Source organism: Roseibium sp., from assembly GCF_048260565.1.
Taxonomy (GTDB): Bacteria; Pseudomonadota; Alphaproteobacteria; order Rhizobiales; family Stappiaceae; genus Roseibium.
Window position 1 is genome coordinate 373,913 of sequence record NZ_JBLXGP010000002.1, and the last position, 14,812, is coordinate 388,724.

General features: G+C 60.5%; 15 protein-coding genes. 7 read left to right on the top strand and 8 right to left on the bottom strand.

The window, feature by feature from the left end; all coding sequences use genetic code 11:
* Positions 1-109: 109 nt before the first annotated feature.
* The 3 genes from ACN0SO_RS06175 to ACN0SO_RS06185 are packed head-to-tail and all read right to left on the bottom strand — an operon-like array spanning position 110 to position 2,815.
* Entirely contained in the window at positions 110-1,432 is a 1,323-nt protein-coding gene (locus ACN0SO_RS06175; protein ID WP_417675631.1) for a TRAP transporter large permease, read from the bottom strand.
* Positions 1,432-2,028: a TRAP transporter small permease subunit gene (locus ACN0SO_RS06180; RefSeq protein ID WP_417675633.1), complete on the bottom strand. Its 597-nt coding sequence runs from the start codon at positions 2,026-2,028 to the stop codon at positions 1,432-1,434. Before ACN0SO_RS06180 ends, ACN0SO_RS06175 begins: the two co-directional genes overlap by 1 nt.
* Entirely contained in the window at positions 2,021-2,815 is a 795-nt protein-coding gene (locus tag ACN0SO_RS06185) for an N-formylglutamate amidohydrolase (protein ID WP_417675635.1), read from the bottom strand. Before ACN0SO_RS06185 ends, ACN0SO_RS06180 begins: the two co-directional genes overlap by 8 nt.
* A 151-nt stretch (positions 2,816-2,966) precedes the next feature.
* Between ACN0SO_RS06185 and ACN0SO_RS06190 the strand changes: the two genes are divergently transcribed.
* Complete coding sequence (locus ACN0SO_RS06190; RefSeq protein WP_417675637.1) at positions 2,967-3,833, top strand: MurR/RpiR family transcriptional regulator; 867 nt, start codon at positions 2,967-2,969, stop codon at positions 3,831-3,833.
* A gap of 94 nt (positions 3,834-3,927) precedes the next feature.
* Here the strand turns inward: ACN0SO_RS06190 and ACN0SO_RS06195 are convergent, their stop codons facing one another.
* A complete protein-coding gene (locus tag ACN0SO_RS06195; RefSeq protein WP_346900084.1) occupies positions 3,928-4,140 on the bottom strand; it encodes a cold-shock protein in 213 nt (70 codons plus the stop codon).
* Positions 4,141-4,673: 533 nt separating this feature from the next.
* Here ACN0SO_RS06195 and ACN0SO_RS06200 point away from each other — a divergent pair.
* Together ACN0SO_RS06200 and ACN0SO_RS06205 are read left to right on the top strand one after the other, a co-directional pair.
* On the top strand, positions 4,674-4,946 hold the full coding sequence (locus ACN0SO_RS06200) for a BA14K family protein (protein ID WP_417675639.1): 273 nt from the start codon (positions 4,674-4,676) through the stop codon (positions 4,944-4,946).
* A gap of 343 nt (positions 4,947-5,289) precedes the next feature.
* Positions 5,290-5,634, top strand: coding sequence for a BA14K family protein (locus ACN0SO_RS06205; protein WP_417675641.1), 345 nt, complete (start codon positions 5,290-5,292; stop codon positions 5,632-5,634).
* 73 nt (positions 5,635-5,707) lie between these two features.
* Here ACN0SO_RS06205 and ACN0SO_RS06210 read toward each other — a convergent pair whose 3' ends face one another.
* Positions 5,708-6,166 (bottom strand): YaiI/YqxD family protein, encoded by a 459-nt coding sequence (locus ACN0SO_RS06210; RefSeq protein WP_417675643.1) that lies wholly within the window; start codon positions 6,164-6,166, stop codon positions 5,708-5,710.
* A complete protein-coding gene (locus tag ACN0SO_RS06215) occupies positions 6,163-7,386 on the bottom strand; it encodes a TIGR03862 family flavoprotein (protein ID WP_417675645.1) in 1,224 nt (407 codons plus the stop codon). Before ACN0SO_RS06215 ends, ACN0SO_RS06210 begins: the two co-directional genes overlap by 4 nt.
* 266 nt (positions 7,387-7,652) lie before the next feature.
* Here ACN0SO_RS06215 and ACN0SO_RS06220 point away from each other — a divergent pair, with 266 nt between their 5' ends.
* Complete coding sequence (locus tag ACN0SO_RS06220) at positions 7,653-8,852, top strand: HD domain-containing phosphohydrolase (RefSeq protein ID WP_417675647.1); 1,200 nt, start codon at positions 7,653-7,655, stop codon at positions 8,850-8,852.
* 6 nt (positions 8,853-8,858) lie between these two features.
* Here ACN0SO_RS06220 and ACN0SO_RS06225 read toward each other — a convergent pair whose 3' ends face one another.
* Positions 8,859-9,653 (bottom strand): glycosyltransferase family 2 protein, encoded by a 795-nt coding sequence (locus ACN0SO_RS06225; protein ID WP_417675649.1) that lies wholly within the window; start codon positions 9,651-9,653, stop codon positions 8,859-8,861.
* Positions 9,654-10,268: 615 nt separating this feature from the next.
* Between ACN0SO_RS06225 and ACN0SO_RS06230 the strand changes: the two genes are divergently transcribed.
* Positions 10,269-11,435 (top strand): acetyl-CoA acetyltransferase, encoded by a 1,167-nt coding sequence (locus ACN0SO_RS06230; protein ID WP_417675651.1) that lies wholly within the window; start codon positions 10,269-10,271, stop codon positions 11,433-11,435.
* A gap of 307 nt (positions 11,436-11,742) precedes the next feature.
* On the opposite strand, the gene ACN0SO_RS06235 is transcribed toward ACN0SO_RS06230, so the two are convergent.
* The gene (locus tag ACN0SO_RS06235; RefSeq protein ID WP_417675653.1) at positions 11,743-12,831 is read right to left on the bottom strand and encodes a hypothetical protein; all 1,089 of its coding nucleotides are present in this window, start codon (positions 12,829-12,831) and stop codon (positions 11,743-11,745) included.
* A gap of 215 nt (positions 12,832-13,046) precedes the next feature.
* On the opposite strand from ACN0SO_RS06235, the gene cysG reads away from it, so the two are divergent.
* Together cysG and ACN0SO_RS06245 are read left to right on the top strand one after the other, a co-directional pair.
* Complete coding sequence (gene cysG / locus ACN0SO_RS06240; protein ID WP_417675655.1) at positions 13,047-14,492, top strand: siroheme synthase CysG; 1,446 nt, start codon at positions 13,047-13,049, stop codon at positions 14,490-14,492.
* A gap of 13 nt (positions 14,493-14,505) precedes the next feature.
* Complete coding sequence (locus tag ACN0SO_RS06245; RefSeq protein ID WP_417675657.1) at positions 14,506-14,805, top strand: DUF2849 domain-containing protein; 300 nt, start codon at positions 14,506-14,508, stop codon at positions 14,803-14,805.
* Positions 14,806-14,812 lie beyond the last annotated feature (7 nt).

The window sequence follows — 14,812 nt, forward strand, 5'->3', positions numbered from 1 at the left end:
CCCTTTCGAGTGATCCTTTGTGGCTCTTCTTGCCTTCTGGCGATTGATTATCGAAGCGCCTGTTACAAATTCGATATTCCAAGTTATTGTTATTGTTGGCTAATTCGCACTAATGATTGTACACGTAGTTTGGCAGCATCAGCGCGATTTGCGGAAACACCATGACCAGCACCAGCGCCAGGACCATCACCAGAACGAAAGGCGTGATCGAGGAGTAGATGTCGCGCATGCTGATTTCCGGTGGAGCCATGGCGCGCATCAGGAACAGATTGTACCCGAATGGCGGTGTCATGTAGGCAATCTGGGTGGTGATCGTGTAGAGCACCCCGTACCAGATGAGGTCGAAGCCGAGCGCGCTGACCAGCGGCACGTAGAGCGGTGCGACGATCACCAGCATGGCGGTGTCGTCGAGGAAGGTGCCCATGATCAGGAACGACAGCTGCATCAGCACCAGGATCATCCAGGGCTCCAGGCCGAGTTGTTCGGTGAACAGGTTCTCGATCGCCTTGACCGCGCCCAGTCCGTCGAACACGGCGCCGAAGCCAAGGGCCGCCAGGATGATCCACATGAACATGCAGGAGATGCCAAGCGTATGCCTCAGGCAGGTGATCAGGATCTCCCAGGTCATCCGGCGCTTGACGATGGCGGCCAGGAACGCGGTCAGGGCGCCGATGGCGGAGCTTTCGACCAGGCTCGTCCAGCCGTTGACGAAGGGAACCATCATTGTTGCGAAGATGACGACCGGCAGGATCCCGGAGGCCAGAAGCCTGTATTTCTCGCCCTTGGAGGCTTCGCGTTCTTCCTGTGACAGCGGCGGGCCGAGTTCGGGCTGGAGCCTGCAGCGGATGGCGATGTAGATGACGAACAGGCCAGCCATCATCAGACCCGGCAGAACACCGGCCAGCCAGAGCTGGCCGACCGGAGCCCGGGCGATCATCGCATAAAGCACGAGGACCACGGAGGGCGGCACGAGAATGCCGAGAGATGACCCGGCCTGGATCACCCCCGATACCATGCGTTTGTCGTAGCCGCGTTTGAGGAGTTCCGGCAGGGCGATCGTCGCGCCGATGGCCATGCCGGCGACCGACAGGCCGTTCATGGCGGAGATCAGGACCATGAGAAAAATCGTGCCGATGGCGAGCCCGCCGGGAACCGGTCCCATCCAGATGTGGAACATCTTGTAAAGGTCGTCGGCAATCCGGGACTCCGACAGGACATAGCCCATGAAGATGAACATCGGCAGCGTCAGCAGCGGATACCATTTCATCAGCTTCATGGCGGCCGAGAAGGGGATATCCTCCCCGCCGGTCCCCCACAGGGCGAGGGCGGCAATGGCCGCTATGCCGCCGATGGCACCGAAGACGCGCTGCCCGGTGAGCAGCATCACCATCATCGACGAGAACATGAGAAGAGCGATCATCTCATAGGACATCAGATCTCTTCTCCCTTGATGCGGGCGATGTCTTTTATCAGTTCCGAAATGGTTTGCAGGAGCATCAGGATGAAGCCGAAAAGCATGATGAATTTCACCGGCCAAAGATAAGGTCGCCAGGCGGTCGGGCTGCGTTCGATGTAGCCCATGACCTCCTTGGCCGCATCAGGTCCGCCAGTGACAAAGGCGACGATCAGGTCCTTGAAGAATGTGAAGCCGTCCTTGCCGAAATAGCCCAGCGAATAGGCGGTCGAATTGACGGCGCCGACCAGCAAAACCCCGAGATAAAAGATCAGCAAAAACACGGTGAAGGCGTCGAACCAGGCTTTCTTCTTCAGCGACCAGTCCGCATAGAACAGATCCATGCGGACATTGGCGCCGAGCTGGATCGAGTAGGGGCCGCCGAGAACGTAATAGGCAACCATGGCGAACTGGGCGACTTCCAGTGTCCAGAGCGAGGGCTGGAAGAAGGTCTTGGAGATCGATGACCAAAGCAGGATCCCGGCCATCCCGAAGACGCCCCACATCATGATCCTGCCGAGACCGCTGTTGAAGCCATCCACGATGCGGATATACGCGCGTGCGGCTCTAGGCATTCATGCCCCCTGCGTTTTCCAGCGAAACGTTTTTCAAGGCGTCCGTCAGCACACCGGCGAGAAGCTGCGCCCAGGCCTTTTCCGCATCGGGAGTTTTTACCTTGTCGTTCCGGATCTCGATCATCAGCGGCACCAGGCCCCGGTTTTCTCCGTGCCGGGTGAGCGTGTAGTAGACGCCGTCGGCCGGTGAATACGGGTCGTTGTCGCCGACCTGCCAGCCCGATCTTTTCTTCAAAAGGGCGAGGGCAGGGTCCGCGAGGCGCCGGTCCCTGTCCGAGATCAGGCCGATTTCGCAGTCGCGATGGACGCCCTTGTAGACCGGCGTGAAGGTGTGAACCGAGACAAGCGCCGTCGGCCGGCCGAGACGGTGCCGCTCATCCAGCACCGAGTCGATCGCGGTGTGAAACGGTGCGTGCGCCAGCGCGATCCGGCGCGCGCGTTCGTCCGGGCTAAGGTTCTGGTTGCCCGGAATGACGGTCTGTTCGCTGATTTCCGGTATCAGGTCGACCGCCGACTGGTCCCGGTTGCAGTCCACCAGCAGGCGGGACAGCGTCGAATGGATCAGGGGGGCGTCAAGGAGGCGGCTGAGTTCCTGGGAAACGCCGAGTGCGCCCGGATCCCATGCGATATGAGCCTCTCGATCCGCATCCGACAACCCCAGGCCGCCAAAGACGGGAGGCATCCGGTTACTGGCATGGTCGCACACCAGCACGAATGGTCCGGCGCCGTCGGGATTGTCCACGACGACCGGCGCATCCTCACCTTCGACCGGCAGAACCATTGCCATCAATCAAGTCCCCTCGTGAGGTTTACGCGACTGTTAACGTTTGTATTTTTTGTTACAGGATTGCGTCAACAGTCAAACCTTGTATTATTTGATACACACTTTGCGGTGAAGTCAAATGGAAATCTTGGGCACGCGGAGTGGGAGGGACATCATGATACCATCCCTGCTGGACGAGATCCGCGAGCGGCTTGACGAGTTCACGGCGACGGAGCGCAAGGCCGCTCACGCGCTGCTGGCAAATTACCCGATGCAGGGTCTTGGAACCGTGGCCCAGTTCGCCCAGGCCGCCGGGGTCAGTTCACCCACGATCTTGCGGTTCGTCGCCCGGCTGGGGTTTCCGGGCTTTGCCGATTTTCAGGCGCGTTTGCGCACGGAGCTGGAAAACCAGCTGAACTCGCCGCTCGCCCGTAGCACCGTCATGGAAACGGATGCCTCCATCGACGGAGATCCGCTGATGGACAAGCTGGTCGACAATGTACGCGAAACCTTCGCGCATCTGCCGCGCAGCGAGTTGCAGAGCCTGATCCGGATCCTGGCCGACGAAAAGCGCACCGTCTATCTGCTCGGCGGACGGTTCACCGATGCGCTGGCCCGCTATACGGCCGCGCACCTGAGGATCGTTCGCCCCGGCGTGGTTCATGTGGCAGGTCAACAGGGCAACTGGCTCGACCAGCTGATCGGCATGGGGCCGAAGGACGTGCTGGTCGTCTTCGATATCCGCCGCTACCAGGCGGAAATCGTCCGCTTCGCGGAAGCCGCGGCCCGCCAGGGCGTGACCGTCGGCCTGATCACGGACAGCTGGCAGTCGCCGATCGGCCGCGTCGCGGCCCATGTTCTTCCCGCCCGCGTGGCGGTGCCGTCGCCCTGGGATTCCAGCACGGCGCTGATGGCGATTGCGGAGCTTCTGATTGCGGGTGTGACCCAGGAAAATGCCGAACGCAGCCAGACGCGCATGAAGGCGCTTGAGGATCTGCGCAACGCCTATGATCCGAAGCGCGCCGGCGATGATCTCTTGTAGACTGTCATGAAAACAAAAACGCCGGCGCAATTGCGCCGGCGTTTCGTCAATCCCTCAGGATCGAAAACCCATCGGGTTCGAAATATTTGGCCGATCAGGCCATTTCGAGCTGGGCAGCCTGCTTGCCGCGGCCGCGACGGTCGTCTTCGGTCACATAGGTGACCTTGGCGCCTTCTTCCGGTGCCGGGATGCCGGCCTGTTCGAAGGCGGTGATGTGAACGAACACGTCCTTGCCGCCGTTTTCAGGCGTGATGAAGCCGAAGCCACGGTCGTAGTTGAAGAATTTGATGGTGCCGTTTTCGCGCATTTGGAAACCTTTCCGTTAAGTGGTGCGAGCCCCCTAGCCATGCCGCAAGGCTCACAAAAACGAGCAGTCAGCTAGAAACGGAAAAGCGTCGAAATTCAGAGCAGGATGGCGGGTTGCCGCCATGTCCTACCGAAAACAGTCTTTACCGGGTCTATTTCGTGTCCCGATCGGCAATTCAATTGCCGATGATCGAAATGTAAGGCGACCGGCGCGTTATTACAAGCACCTGGTGTCCGAATTCCGCTGCGGAAACCCGGCAGGCGGGCCGGATTCAATTCCCCTGAGGGGAGATGCATTCGATATGAAGCGTATGTTTTTATAAGGAGAGGGGAAGAAGACGTAAATAAAGGATCCTTGTGATCGCTGTCACAGATTCAATTGAGAAATTTTTTTAAAGTCAAAATCATTGATGGAAGGTCCCATCCTTGAGATGGAGTGAAGGGAATATAGCGAAAAAATATTGGAGTATGAAAATGTTCAGTAAGATTGTTAAAACAACTACGATCGCTGCTGCAATTGCGGCTTCAGTTCTTGTGTCCGTCGGCGCGTCCACGGCTTCTGCCGGTGGTGGCTATCACGGTCATAAAGGTCACCATGGTCACCGTTGGCATCATGGGCATCGCTGGTACCCTGGCATCTACGTCGGTCCGTTCGTTGGCGGCCCGCGGTATGGCGCTCGGGTCTACTACCGCCCGGCCCCCTGGACCCCGCAATGGTACCGGTACTGCTCGTCCAAATACCGGTCGTTCAACCCGAGCACCGGCTATTTCGTGACCTATTCCGGCCATCGCAAGTTCTGCCGCTAACCGGCGTCGGTCACTTCAAGCAACAGCCTTTGCCCCTGGCGCCGGTCGCTTTGACCGCGCCGGGGGCAAGTCTTTTGGACGCAGCGCAGGTGACGGCTGTGCGGCCCGGTTGCCCACGCCCGGTTTCCTGTCCCGATGCTCCTGCCGCGGGAATTAACCGTCCGCTAACCCTGCCATCAATTTCCGGGACTTTTTTCAGAAGCCGCCGGCTTGTGACACCCATCACAGCCTGTGGGCGCATCCTCGCCTAAAGTCATCTTCATCGACGGAGACACCGTCCAACGCATGAAAGCAGGAACGCAAAGACAGCGTTCAAGACACAGACCTACAGAGGAGCAATACCATGTTCAAGAAAGTTGCAGCTACCACCCTGGCCGTCGCCGTTATCGCAACGTCCGCAATGACCGTTTCCGTGCAGACCGCGGATGCCAAGAACGGCCGCAATGGCGCCTTTGCCGCCGGTGCCGTTATCGGCCTGGCAACAGGTGCGATCGTAGGGTCGCAGTACCAACGCCGGTACTATGCGCCGCCGCCGGCCTACTATCCCGCTCCGGCACCGGTCTATTATGCTCATCCGGAGCCGTGGACGCCCGCATGGTACCGCTATTGTTCGTCCAAGTACCGGTCGTTCAACCCCAACACCGGCTACTTCGTGACCTACTCCGGTTACCGGAAGTTCTGCCGCTAGACAGAGCCAGCCAAGCACGGGCGCAAACCGGCTTGCCCCCGGCGACGGTCGAAAAGACCGCGCCGGGGATTTTTTATTCCGGTGCCATGCGCTTCGCTGCCCGCATGATGGTCTCGAGCTGATTGAGAAAGCGGGACCGATCGGCCTTTGTAAACGGCGGCCCGCCTTCGCGGATCTCTCCGGCTTCGCGCAGATGGGTGTTGAGGTCCCGCATGGCCAGCCGCATGCCGATGCCGTCCTCCCGAAACGGCTTGCCGCTCGGCGAAATCACCAGCGCGCCGGCCTTGACGCAACGCGCGGCGAGCGGAACGTCGGCCGTCACAACCACATCTCCCGTGCCGGCCCGCTCGGCAATCCAGTTGTCCGCTTCGTCGGGGCCTTCGGGAACGATGACCCGTTCGACAAGATCGCTCTCCGGCAGCCGCATCCAGCTGTTGCTCACGATCCTGATCCTGGCTCCGTGGCGCTCGCCCACGCGGACCGATTCGTCCTTTACCGGGCAGGCATCGGCGTCGATATAAAGGGTAGTCATGCGGTCCTTGTCTCTTTCCCGGTTTTCAAAAACGCCAGAATGCCTGTGGAGGCCCGTTCAGACATGGAGAAACAAGCCTGGAGCAGATAGCCGCCGGTTGGTGCTTCCCAATCCAGCATTTCGCCGGCAGCAAAGACACCCGGCAGTTTCTTCAGCATCAGGTTTTCGCCGACCTCGCCAAGCGCGATTCCGCCCGCGGAGGATATCGCCCGGTCGATGTCATAGGGCGCGCTGACGGCAATGGGGACCGATTTGATCAGCCGGGCCACCGCTTCCGGATCGTCAGGTATCGGGCCGGGTTCCCTGAGGAGGGCTATCTCGGCGGCGGACAATCCGGCCGCCTTACGCAAAAAGTTCGACAGGGACTGTTTTCCCCGTCCCGCCGACAGTCGTTCGACAAGTTTCTCAATGGGTGTCTGCGGCTTCAGGTCTGCCTCGAGAGCTGCTTTGCCGGAGGTCTCGAGCGCGTCCCTGATGTCGGCGGACAAGGCATAGACCGCCCCGCCTTCAATCCCCTGTTCGGACAGCAAAGCCTCCCCGAGGACGGTCCGGTCGCCAAGACTCAGGCGAATGCGCTTGAGCGGCGTGCCGGCAAATCGGTCGGCGAGATGAGAACTCCAGGACACCCGGAAGCCGCAATTGGCCGGCCTGAAGGGGGTGACTTCGATGCCGTGTTTCTCCATGGCCGGAACCCAGGCCGCATTCGAGCCGAGGCGCGGCCAGCTCGCGCCGCCAAGAGCCAGCAGGGTGGTTCTGGCACGGATCTCGTGGACGGCGCCGGTCTCGCTGATGAACTGACTTGTGCCGTCCTTTGCGATACCGGACCAGGTCCATCGGGTCCGAAGGGCGGCTTTGTTCCCCTCTAGCCGTTTGAGCAGGGCACGCAGAAGCGGCGAGGCTTTCATCTTTTTCGGAAACACGCGTCCGCTGGTACCGATGAACGTGTCTTCTCCCAGGTCCAGACACCAGCGCTTCAGGCCCTCGGGGGAAAAGGCATCCAGCATCGGCGCCAGGAAGGGCTCTGCCTCCCGGTAACGATGTTTGAAATCATCGAGGTCCTCACTGTGAGTGAGATTGAGGCCACCGCGTCCCGCCATCAGGAATTTGCGGGCCGGAGAAGGCATTCTCTCCACCACGAGCACGGAATGACCTTCGGCCGATATCCGGTCAGCCGCAAACAGACCGGTCGGGCCGGCGCCGACGATAAGCACATCCAACATGCGCGCCTTATAACCGAAATCGCGCCGAAACAAAGCGAAAGGTAATTTCCGGTGCAGTGATTTTAATTAAAGTTTATTGTTATAATTACGAAGGAATAACTTGTTTAAAAATATTGAAAACACAATTTTTTAGTAATTCTTTCCGTATAGAAAGATAGAGAAAATATAAATCGAACTTAAGCTGTCTTAAGTCGTCCTCGCGGTGCTTACACCGGCCTTGTGTCGGAAAGCGCCCGAATCCGGAGCGACAGCTTGGGAGGTCGCGGATGGAACGCAGAAGCGTTGATAAGATACTGGTTGTCGATACCGACGCCAAGGTCTTGGAGGCTTTCGTCCGCCTGTTTCAGGACAAGGGCCAGGTCATCACCTTTTCCGAAACGGAAGGTGCCCTCAAATGGCTCAAGGAAAACGGCGGCGTTTCGGTGATCGTCACGGCTCTCAATGTTTCGGGTCGGGGCGGTTCGGCGTTTCTTCAAGCTTCCGAGGCGTTCGCGCCCCATGCGTCGCGCATCATCCTGACCACGGAGACGTCGGTCGACCGCCTGAAGGAGGCGGTCAATGAGCGCCACATTTTCATGTTTCTCAACAAGCCGTGTTCCGCAACCGAACTGACGGCGGCCGTCGATGGCGCACTGGCTCACCATGCCCAGCTCACCTATGAGCGCCACATGCTGGAAAAAACCCTGTCGGGTTCGGTCAAGCTCCTGATCGAGATGCTTGCCCTGTTTCACACCGAAGCCTTTCGGCGCACGCCGATCATGCGTGCGCAGGCGTTGAAGATCGCAAAGAGACTGTCGATCAAGCGAACCTGGGAGCTTGAAATGGCGGTGATGTTCTCGCCGCTGGGCGAAGCGCTGTTGCCGCGGGAAATCCTGGGGCGCTACCGGGCGGCGAAAACCCTGACCGATCAGGAACGGCGCGTTCTGGCTTCCGCACCCGCCCAGACCAAGCAGCTTCTGAAGAACATTCCCCAGTTGGAGAAGGTCGCGGAAGTTCTGTATCTTTCCGGGCGCGGTTTCGACGGGTCGGGCTTTCCCGAAGACGGGCCGACCGCCAAGGACATTCCGCTGAATTCGCGCATCATCAAGGTGCTGACCGATCTCTGGTACGCCAGTCCGGAAACCGGTGTGGATGCGGCGGCCTTCGAGGCGCTGGCGATCAATCACAAACAGTACGATCCGCATCTGCTTCAGATCGCCAAGGCCTGCCTGCTCGACGAATTGGACGCGCCGCAGGAGCGCAAGATCTCGGCTTGTTACATCCGGGCGCTGAAGCCGGGAGATATCCTGATCGACGATGCCCTGACAGAAGGCACTCACGAACTTGTTCTGTCGAGCGGGCACGAATTGACGGAGACGACGATCCGCAGGCTGGAACAGTTCGACAAGATCTCGGGTGTGCGCCAGCCGATCCGGGTGCACCGTGCGGTCAAGCTGGAAGAGCCCCCCAAAGCGGTGAATGCCTGAGGCGGTTCACCGGCCGGAGCGATCCGACCTTTCGACCAACTCGGCCTCGTAGTCCTTGGCAACGCGCAAAAACCGCGCATGGGCGTAATTGACCGACAGGATCAGTCCCCACCAGCCGTAGCGCCAGTAACGACGAAGCGCATAGGCCTTGAAGAAGGCGACCGGGAACTCGCTCAGGAGCCGCCATCGGGAAAGCCTGCGGCCGCGGCCGCGCATCTCGGCGACCTGCATGTTCGAATAGCGGTTGTATTTTCCGACCTGAAAATCCAGAGACCGGATCGACCGGTGCGCAATGATCCCGTCCAGTGACCGAATGACCGACCCCGGATCCGGGCGCACCGTGTCATGCACCGTGGAGGCTGAAAACCGCCCCTTTGCGCGGTTGTAGAGCCTGATCTGGTGATAGCCGTAGGCCCAGGGAGCCGGCGCGTCTTCGTGGGCATAGACGTCGCGGATCATGATCCGCCATCCGTCCGCATCGCGGTAAGAGCCATTCGCAAACTTCGCCCGGATTTCCTCCGCCAGATCCGGGGTGACCTCTTCGTCCGCGTCCAGGTTCAAAAGCCAGTCGTTCCGGCACTGGTCTTCGCCGAACCGTTTCTGGGGCCCGTAACCCGGCCAGTCATTTTGGACCACGCGCGCGCCCAGGCCTTGCGCGACACCGACCGTATCGTCGGTTGAGCCGCTATCGACGACGATGACTTCGTCCACCCAGCCGGAAACACTTGCAATCGTACGTCCGATCCGGTCGCCTTCGTCTTTCGCAATGATGAAGACGGAGAGGGGAAGGGGAGACGTCATCGGGGAAGAGATCCCTGTTTTCTGTCGGGCGCGTTGAACTGTTTAAAGGCGGCAGTATCGTCCGGGGGCCCGGTTGGAAACTCCGGCAGCGTCTCTTTAGAATCCCGGGGCCGAATTTGAAAGCGGTAATCACCGCGCCGGACCGATGGTTTGCGGCCGAACGACGTAAGGGCGTGACGTCCGGGTAGGCAGGTGAGGTCCGAGAACTGTTCGAGTGACGCAAGGAAAAATGGCCGACCTCTAAGAGAGGCCGGCCTGAACTCTGAAAAGTCGCAAAGAAAATTCTTTTTGCAACGACGCAAATATGAACGGTCTGCATGACAGTGTTGTGAAGACACTGTTAACGCCCTGCAGGGCAGCCGGCAATCGGGCGGCAGAAGGTCCGCGGAGCACGGGTTGTGATGTCTATTTTGTGAGTTAATATATTGAAAAATAAAGAGAAAAATAAATAAAATGACCTTTTGGTAACTTGGCTCTTGTCAAGTCCCTCTCAAGATGGAAATCTCTGCCCTGATTGATGCAACGCAGCATGGACGTTTTCCAAAACCGGTATCATGCTGCAATGAGCTTTTGTGAGCCATGTTGTCCGTCGACAACGAAACGGGAGGATATACGATGACCGCAGCCATTGTGGGTTGGGCGCATTTGCCGTTTGGAAGACACAGTGAAGAGACCGTCGAAAGCCTGATCGTCAAGGCGGCGACGGATGCCATTCACGATGCCGGAATTGCCCCGGACGATGTCGATGAAATCCTGCTCGGTCATTTCAACGCCGGCTTTTCCGCCCAGGACTTCACCGCTTCCCTGGTGCTGCAGGCGGATCCGGCGCTGCGCTTCAAGCGCGCCACCCGTGTCGAAAACGCCTGTGCGACCGGCTCCGCCGCCGTCCACCAGGGTGTGCGCGCCATCGCCAGCGGCGATGCCCGCTTCGTTCTGGTCGTCGGTGTCGAGCAGATGACCACGACACCCGGCCCGGAAATCGGCAAGAACCTGCTGAGGGCTTCCTACCTGAAAGAGGAAGGCGACATACCGGCCGGCTTTGCCGGTGTCTTCGGCAAGATCGCCGATTCTTATTTCCAGAAATACGGCGATCAGTCGGATGCGCTCGCCAAAATCGCAGCGAAGAACCACAAGAACGGCGTCAACAACCCTTATGCCCAGATGCGCAAGGATCTCGGCTTCGAATTCTGCCGCGCGGAGAGCGAGAAGAACCCCTTCGTTGCCGGTCCGCTGAAGCGCACGGACTGTTCGCTCGTGTCCGATGGCGCCGCGGCACTCGTCCTGACCGATCCGGCAACCGCACTCGGCATGAAGAAGGCGGTTGCTTTCCGTGCGATGGCCCATGTGCAGGACTTCCTGCCCATGTCCAAGCGCGACATCCTCAAGTTCGAAGGCTGTTCCAAGGCCTGGGGGCAGGCGCTCGGCGATGCAGGTCTCTCGCTTGAGGATCTGTCCTTCGTCGAGACCCATGACTGCTTCACCATTGCCGAGCTCATCGAGTATGAGGCGATGGGCCTGACCAGGGAAGGCGAAGGCGCCCGCGCCATTCTGGAAGGCTGGACGGAGATGGACGGCAGGCTGCCGGTCAATCCCTCCGGCGGTCTCAAGGCAAAGGGTCACCCGATCGGCGCGACCGGTGTGTCGATGCATGTGCTCACCGCCATGCAGCTGCTTGGCGAGGCCGGCGACATCCAGGTGAAGAACGCCGAAATCGGCGGTATCTTCAACATGGGCGGCGCTGCCGTCGCCAACTACGTTTCTGTCCTTCAGGCGATGAAATAAAGCTCGGCCTGGCCGGTCTTCGTCCGGCGGAAAACGGCAATACCGCTAAAAGAAACGCCGGGCATTTGCCCGGCGTGTGAGGTTGATGACAAACCCTGATTTCGTCATCCCGGACGCAGCGTGAGCGGAGATCCGGGACCGGCGAGCCACGGCTTCGGTTGTATAATCTCTTGAAGTCGTGAGGCTTTTGCCTCGCCGGCCCCGGCTCGCGCTTCGCTTGGCCGGGGTGACAACGGAGAGGGGAGAGTTTTGTCAGTAGTCTGAAACGCCGGGCATTTGCCCGGCGTTTTCCGTTGAAGGTCTGTTGTCAGTTCGCCGCTTCGGCCGCCGCCCGGTAGAAGTCCGGGTCGGTCAGTTCGGGCGGTGAAACGGTCGGGCCGTCCGCCGTTCCGGTATAGGTATCGGAAATACCGTAGACGAAAATGCCGCCGGCTGCGCGTGGAACGATGGCCACCCGCTCCACCAGATCGGTGTCGCCCGAAGTGCAGTGGGCGTAGCTGGTGAAGAGCTGCTTGCCCGCTTCGCTCGTTTGTTCCGTGCCCGACTGGAAGCTGCCTTCGCAGCTTTTCGCGGAATCGGCGATGATCTGGGCCATCAGATCCTGTTCGCTGGCGTAGCCGCCCGGTTCGAAGATATGGGCGACGACAGTGCGGCCATCTTTCTTTGCGACCGCATACAGCCCTTTCAGGCTGTCTTCCCGGTCCTGGTCGGGGATCAGCTTCAGTCCCGAAAGACCGGCCTGGGTCATCAGATTGAACAGGGCCTGGGTGGCTTCGACCTGTAGCGCCGGATTTGCCGGCGCGGTTTGCGAGCCCCCCGGTTGGGCCCCTCCCGGTTGAGATGGAGCGGACGTACCGGGAGCGGGTGCTGAAGGGGTGGAGGCAACACCGAAGCGGGCGGAGTTGATCTCCACGCAGCGGCCAAGCCGAGCCATCAGCTTAGACGTGCCGGTCAGGCGGAATTCATAGGTGTTGCTTCCGTCGAAGACCTGCAGCAGCCGCCCGCGTCGAAATCGGCGGACCAGATAGCCGTTTGCCGGCATCTGTATCCGCACCATGGTCGCGGTTTTGACCTCTCCGGTCGCCTGTTGCCACGCGCCGCGATCGATCCGGTATTGCAGCGGGATGGTCTGGCCGACCGTCATGTTCCAGCTGCTGGAAGAAAAACCGATGAACCAGTTGTAATTGCCGTCGACCTGGACGGACATGGCGATGCCGCTGCGGTATTGGGCCGAGGCCACGCAGGAGCTGAACCGGTTGTTGGCATCATCGACATAGGCATCGCCGAGCCATCCACCCAGACGGAAACGGTCGACGCTCCGCGCCTCGGCCGGATTGGAAAGCAGCCCGCAGCAGATTGCGACGATACCGGCCGCGACAATCGACTCTCGTAACATATTCCAGTGTCCCCCTGTGGCGGATATCGGAGAAACGACCTGCCGCCTTCATATCTTACCGCTATGCACTATGCCCCGAAATCGTTTCGATCCGGTTTGAATTTTCGAAAACCTTTTCCCCGCTGCGCTCAGCCTTTGAAATGCAATGCCCCGCGTTTGCGTCTCCGAATGACTAGATTCAGTCCATGGATGCGATTGTCCGGGAGAGTTTCCCCATGAACGGGACCGACACTGAAAAGAAGAAACGGCGCCTCGATGTGTTTCCGGCCTTTTTCAAGGTCCGGGACCAGCGGGTGATCGTCGTCGGCCATGGCGCGGAAGCCGCTGCCAAGGTTCGTCTGCTTGGCGAAACCAATGCCCGGATCGAGGTCGTTTCACGCGAGATTGAACCGGTCCTGCTACAGGCGATCGAAAGCGTCGGCGCGGAGCACGTCGATACCGATTTCCACCCCGGACTTCTGGAAGGCGCCGCGCTTGTCTTTACCGCACGCGAGGACGAAGCCCTCGACCGGGCCGTGGTTGAGGCCGCACGGGCGGCCGGCGTGCCGGTCAATGCGGTCGACCGGCCGGATCTCTGCGACTTCTATACCGGCGCCCTGGTCAATCGAGCCCCTGTCGCCGTCGCCATCACCTCAACCGGCGTCGGGCCGGTCCTGGCGCGCCATATCCGGGCGCGGATCGAGGCCATGCTCCCGCGTGCGACCGGCGATCTGGCGCAATTGGCGGAAAGTTTCCGCGAGACGGTCTCAAGGGTTATCCGGGATGGTGCGGCGCGCCGGCGGTTCTGGGCGCGGTTTTTTGCCGGACCGGTTGCGGCCCATGTTCATTCCGGCCGGAACGATCTGGCGCGTGTCGAAACCCAACGCCTGCTGAACGGCCATGCGGACGAGACCGGCTTCGTCTGGCTGGTCGGCGCCGGGCCGGGGGCGGAAGACCTACTGACTTTGCGTGCGCAACGTCTCCTGCAGGAAGCCGATGTCATCGTTTACGACGCGCTGGTCCCGGCATCCGTCGTCGCCATGGGGCGCAGGGATGCGGAGCGGATCTCGGTCGGCAAGCGCAAGGGTGCGCATTCGGTGCCGCAGGCAGACACAAACCGGCTTCTGGTCGAGCTTGCTCGGCAGGGCCGTAAGGTCGTCCGGCTCAAGTCCGGCGATCCGCTCGTCTTCGGCCGGGCCGGCGAGGAAATGGCAGCACTCAAGGAAGCCGGGATCGGCTTCGAGGTGGTTCCCGGCGTGACCGCTGCCTTTGCCGCTGCCGCCTCCGCGCAGCTGCCGCTGACCCTGCGCGGTGTGGCGTCGACGCTGGTGTTTGCGACCGGACACAACACGCGTTCCGAAACCTTACCCGACTGGGCCGGTCTTGCGCTCAAGGGCGCGACGGTCGCCGTCTACATGGGCCGCAGTGTTGCCGCTTCCGTATCGGCCAGGCTGATTGCCGCCGGAATGAAACCCGCAACGCCCGTCGCCATTATCGAAAACGCCGCTCAGGCCGGCGAGCGCCAGTTCTCCGGCGTTCTTTCAGACCTGAGTCTTCTGTCCGGCCGCGACGATGTCGGCGGTCCGGTCCTGATCATCATCGGCGATGCCGTCGGACACGCGGGGCTTGAAAATGCCGAGCCCCTGGCCGTGTCCGCGGTCTTGCGCGAAGCCGCCGCCTGAGGAGTTGAAGTCCATGAAAGTCGTTACCGCAAACCGCCTGCTCAATGGCGAAGTCGTCTGGTTCGGAGCGGAGGAAACCTGGGTCGGAGACCTGTCTCGGGCAAAAGTCCTGGAGACGAAGGACGACCTCGCAGCCGCCATGGCCGCCGCTCAGCGGTCCATCGCCGACCGGGACGTCGTCGAGGCCTATGAGGTGGACGTTCTCCTGGAAGACGGTTGTCTGACGCCAAAGCGCCTGCGGGAGCGGATCCGCGCGGCGGGGCCGACCATCCTGCCTGAGTTCGGCAAACAGACACGGGCCGCGACGGCCTGACATCGGC

Excerpts from the sequence above, each read along its gene's own strand:
- ACN0SO_RS06175 (WP_417675631.1), bottom strand. The coding sequence starts at position 1,432 with ATGTCCTATGAGATGATCGCTCTTCTCATGTTCTCGTCGATGATGGTG.
- ACN0SO_RS06180 (WP_417675633.1), bottom strand. The coding sequence starts at position 2,028 with ATGCCTAGAGCCGCACGCGCGTATATCCGCATCGTGGATGGCTTCAAC.
- ACN0SO_RS06185 (WP_417675635.1), bottom strand. The coding sequence starts at position 2,815 with ATGGCAATGGTTCTGCCGGTCGAAGGTGAGGATGCGCCGGTCGTCGTG.
- ACN0SO_RS06190 (WP_417675637.1), top strand. The coding sequence starts at position 2,967 with ATGATACCATCCCTGCTGGACGAGATCCGCGAGCGGCTTGACGAGTTC.
- ACN0SO_RS06195 (WP_346900084.1), bottom strand. The coding sequence starts at position 4,140 with ATGCGCGAAAACGGCACCATCAAATTCTTCAACTACGACCGTGGCTTC.
- ACN0SO_RS06205 (WP_417675641.1), top strand. The coding sequence starts at position 5,290 with ATGTTCAAGAAAGTTGCAGCTACCACCCTGGCCGTCGCCGTTATCGCA.
- ACN0SO_RS06210 (WP_417675643.1), bottom strand. The coding sequence starts at position 6,166 with ATGACTACCCTTTATATCGACGCCGATGCCTGCCCGGTAAAGGACGAA.
- ACN0SO_RS06215 (WP_417675645.1), bottom strand. The coding sequence starts at position 7,386 with ATGTTGGATGTGCTTATCGTCGGCGCCGGCCCGACCGGTCTGTTTGCG.
- ACN0SO_RS06220 (WP_417675647.1), top strand. The coding sequence starts at position 7,653 with ATGGAACGCAGAAGCGTTGATAAGATACTGGTTGTCGATACCGACGCC.
- ACN0SO_RS06225 (WP_417675649.1), bottom strand. The coding sequence starts at position 9,653 with ATGACGTCTCCCCTTCCCCTCTCCGTCTTCATCATTGCGAAAGACGAA.
- ACN0SO_RS06230 (WP_417675651.1), top strand. The coding sequence starts at position 10,269 with ATGACCGCAGCCATTGTGGGTTGGGCGCATTTGCCGTTTGGAAGACAC.
- ACN0SO_RS06235 (WP_417675653.1), bottom strand. The coding sequence starts at position 12,831 with ATGTTACGAGAGTCGATTGTCGCGGCCGGTATCGTCGCAATCTGCTGC.
- cysG (WP_417675655.1), top strand. The coding sequence starts at position 13,047 with ATGAACGGGACCGACACTGAAAAGAAGAAACGGCGCCTCGATGTGTTT.
- ACN0SO_RS06245 (WP_417675657.1), top strand. The coding sequence starts at position 14,506 with ATGAAAGTCGTTACCGCAAACCGCCTGCTCAATGGCGAAGTCGTCTGG.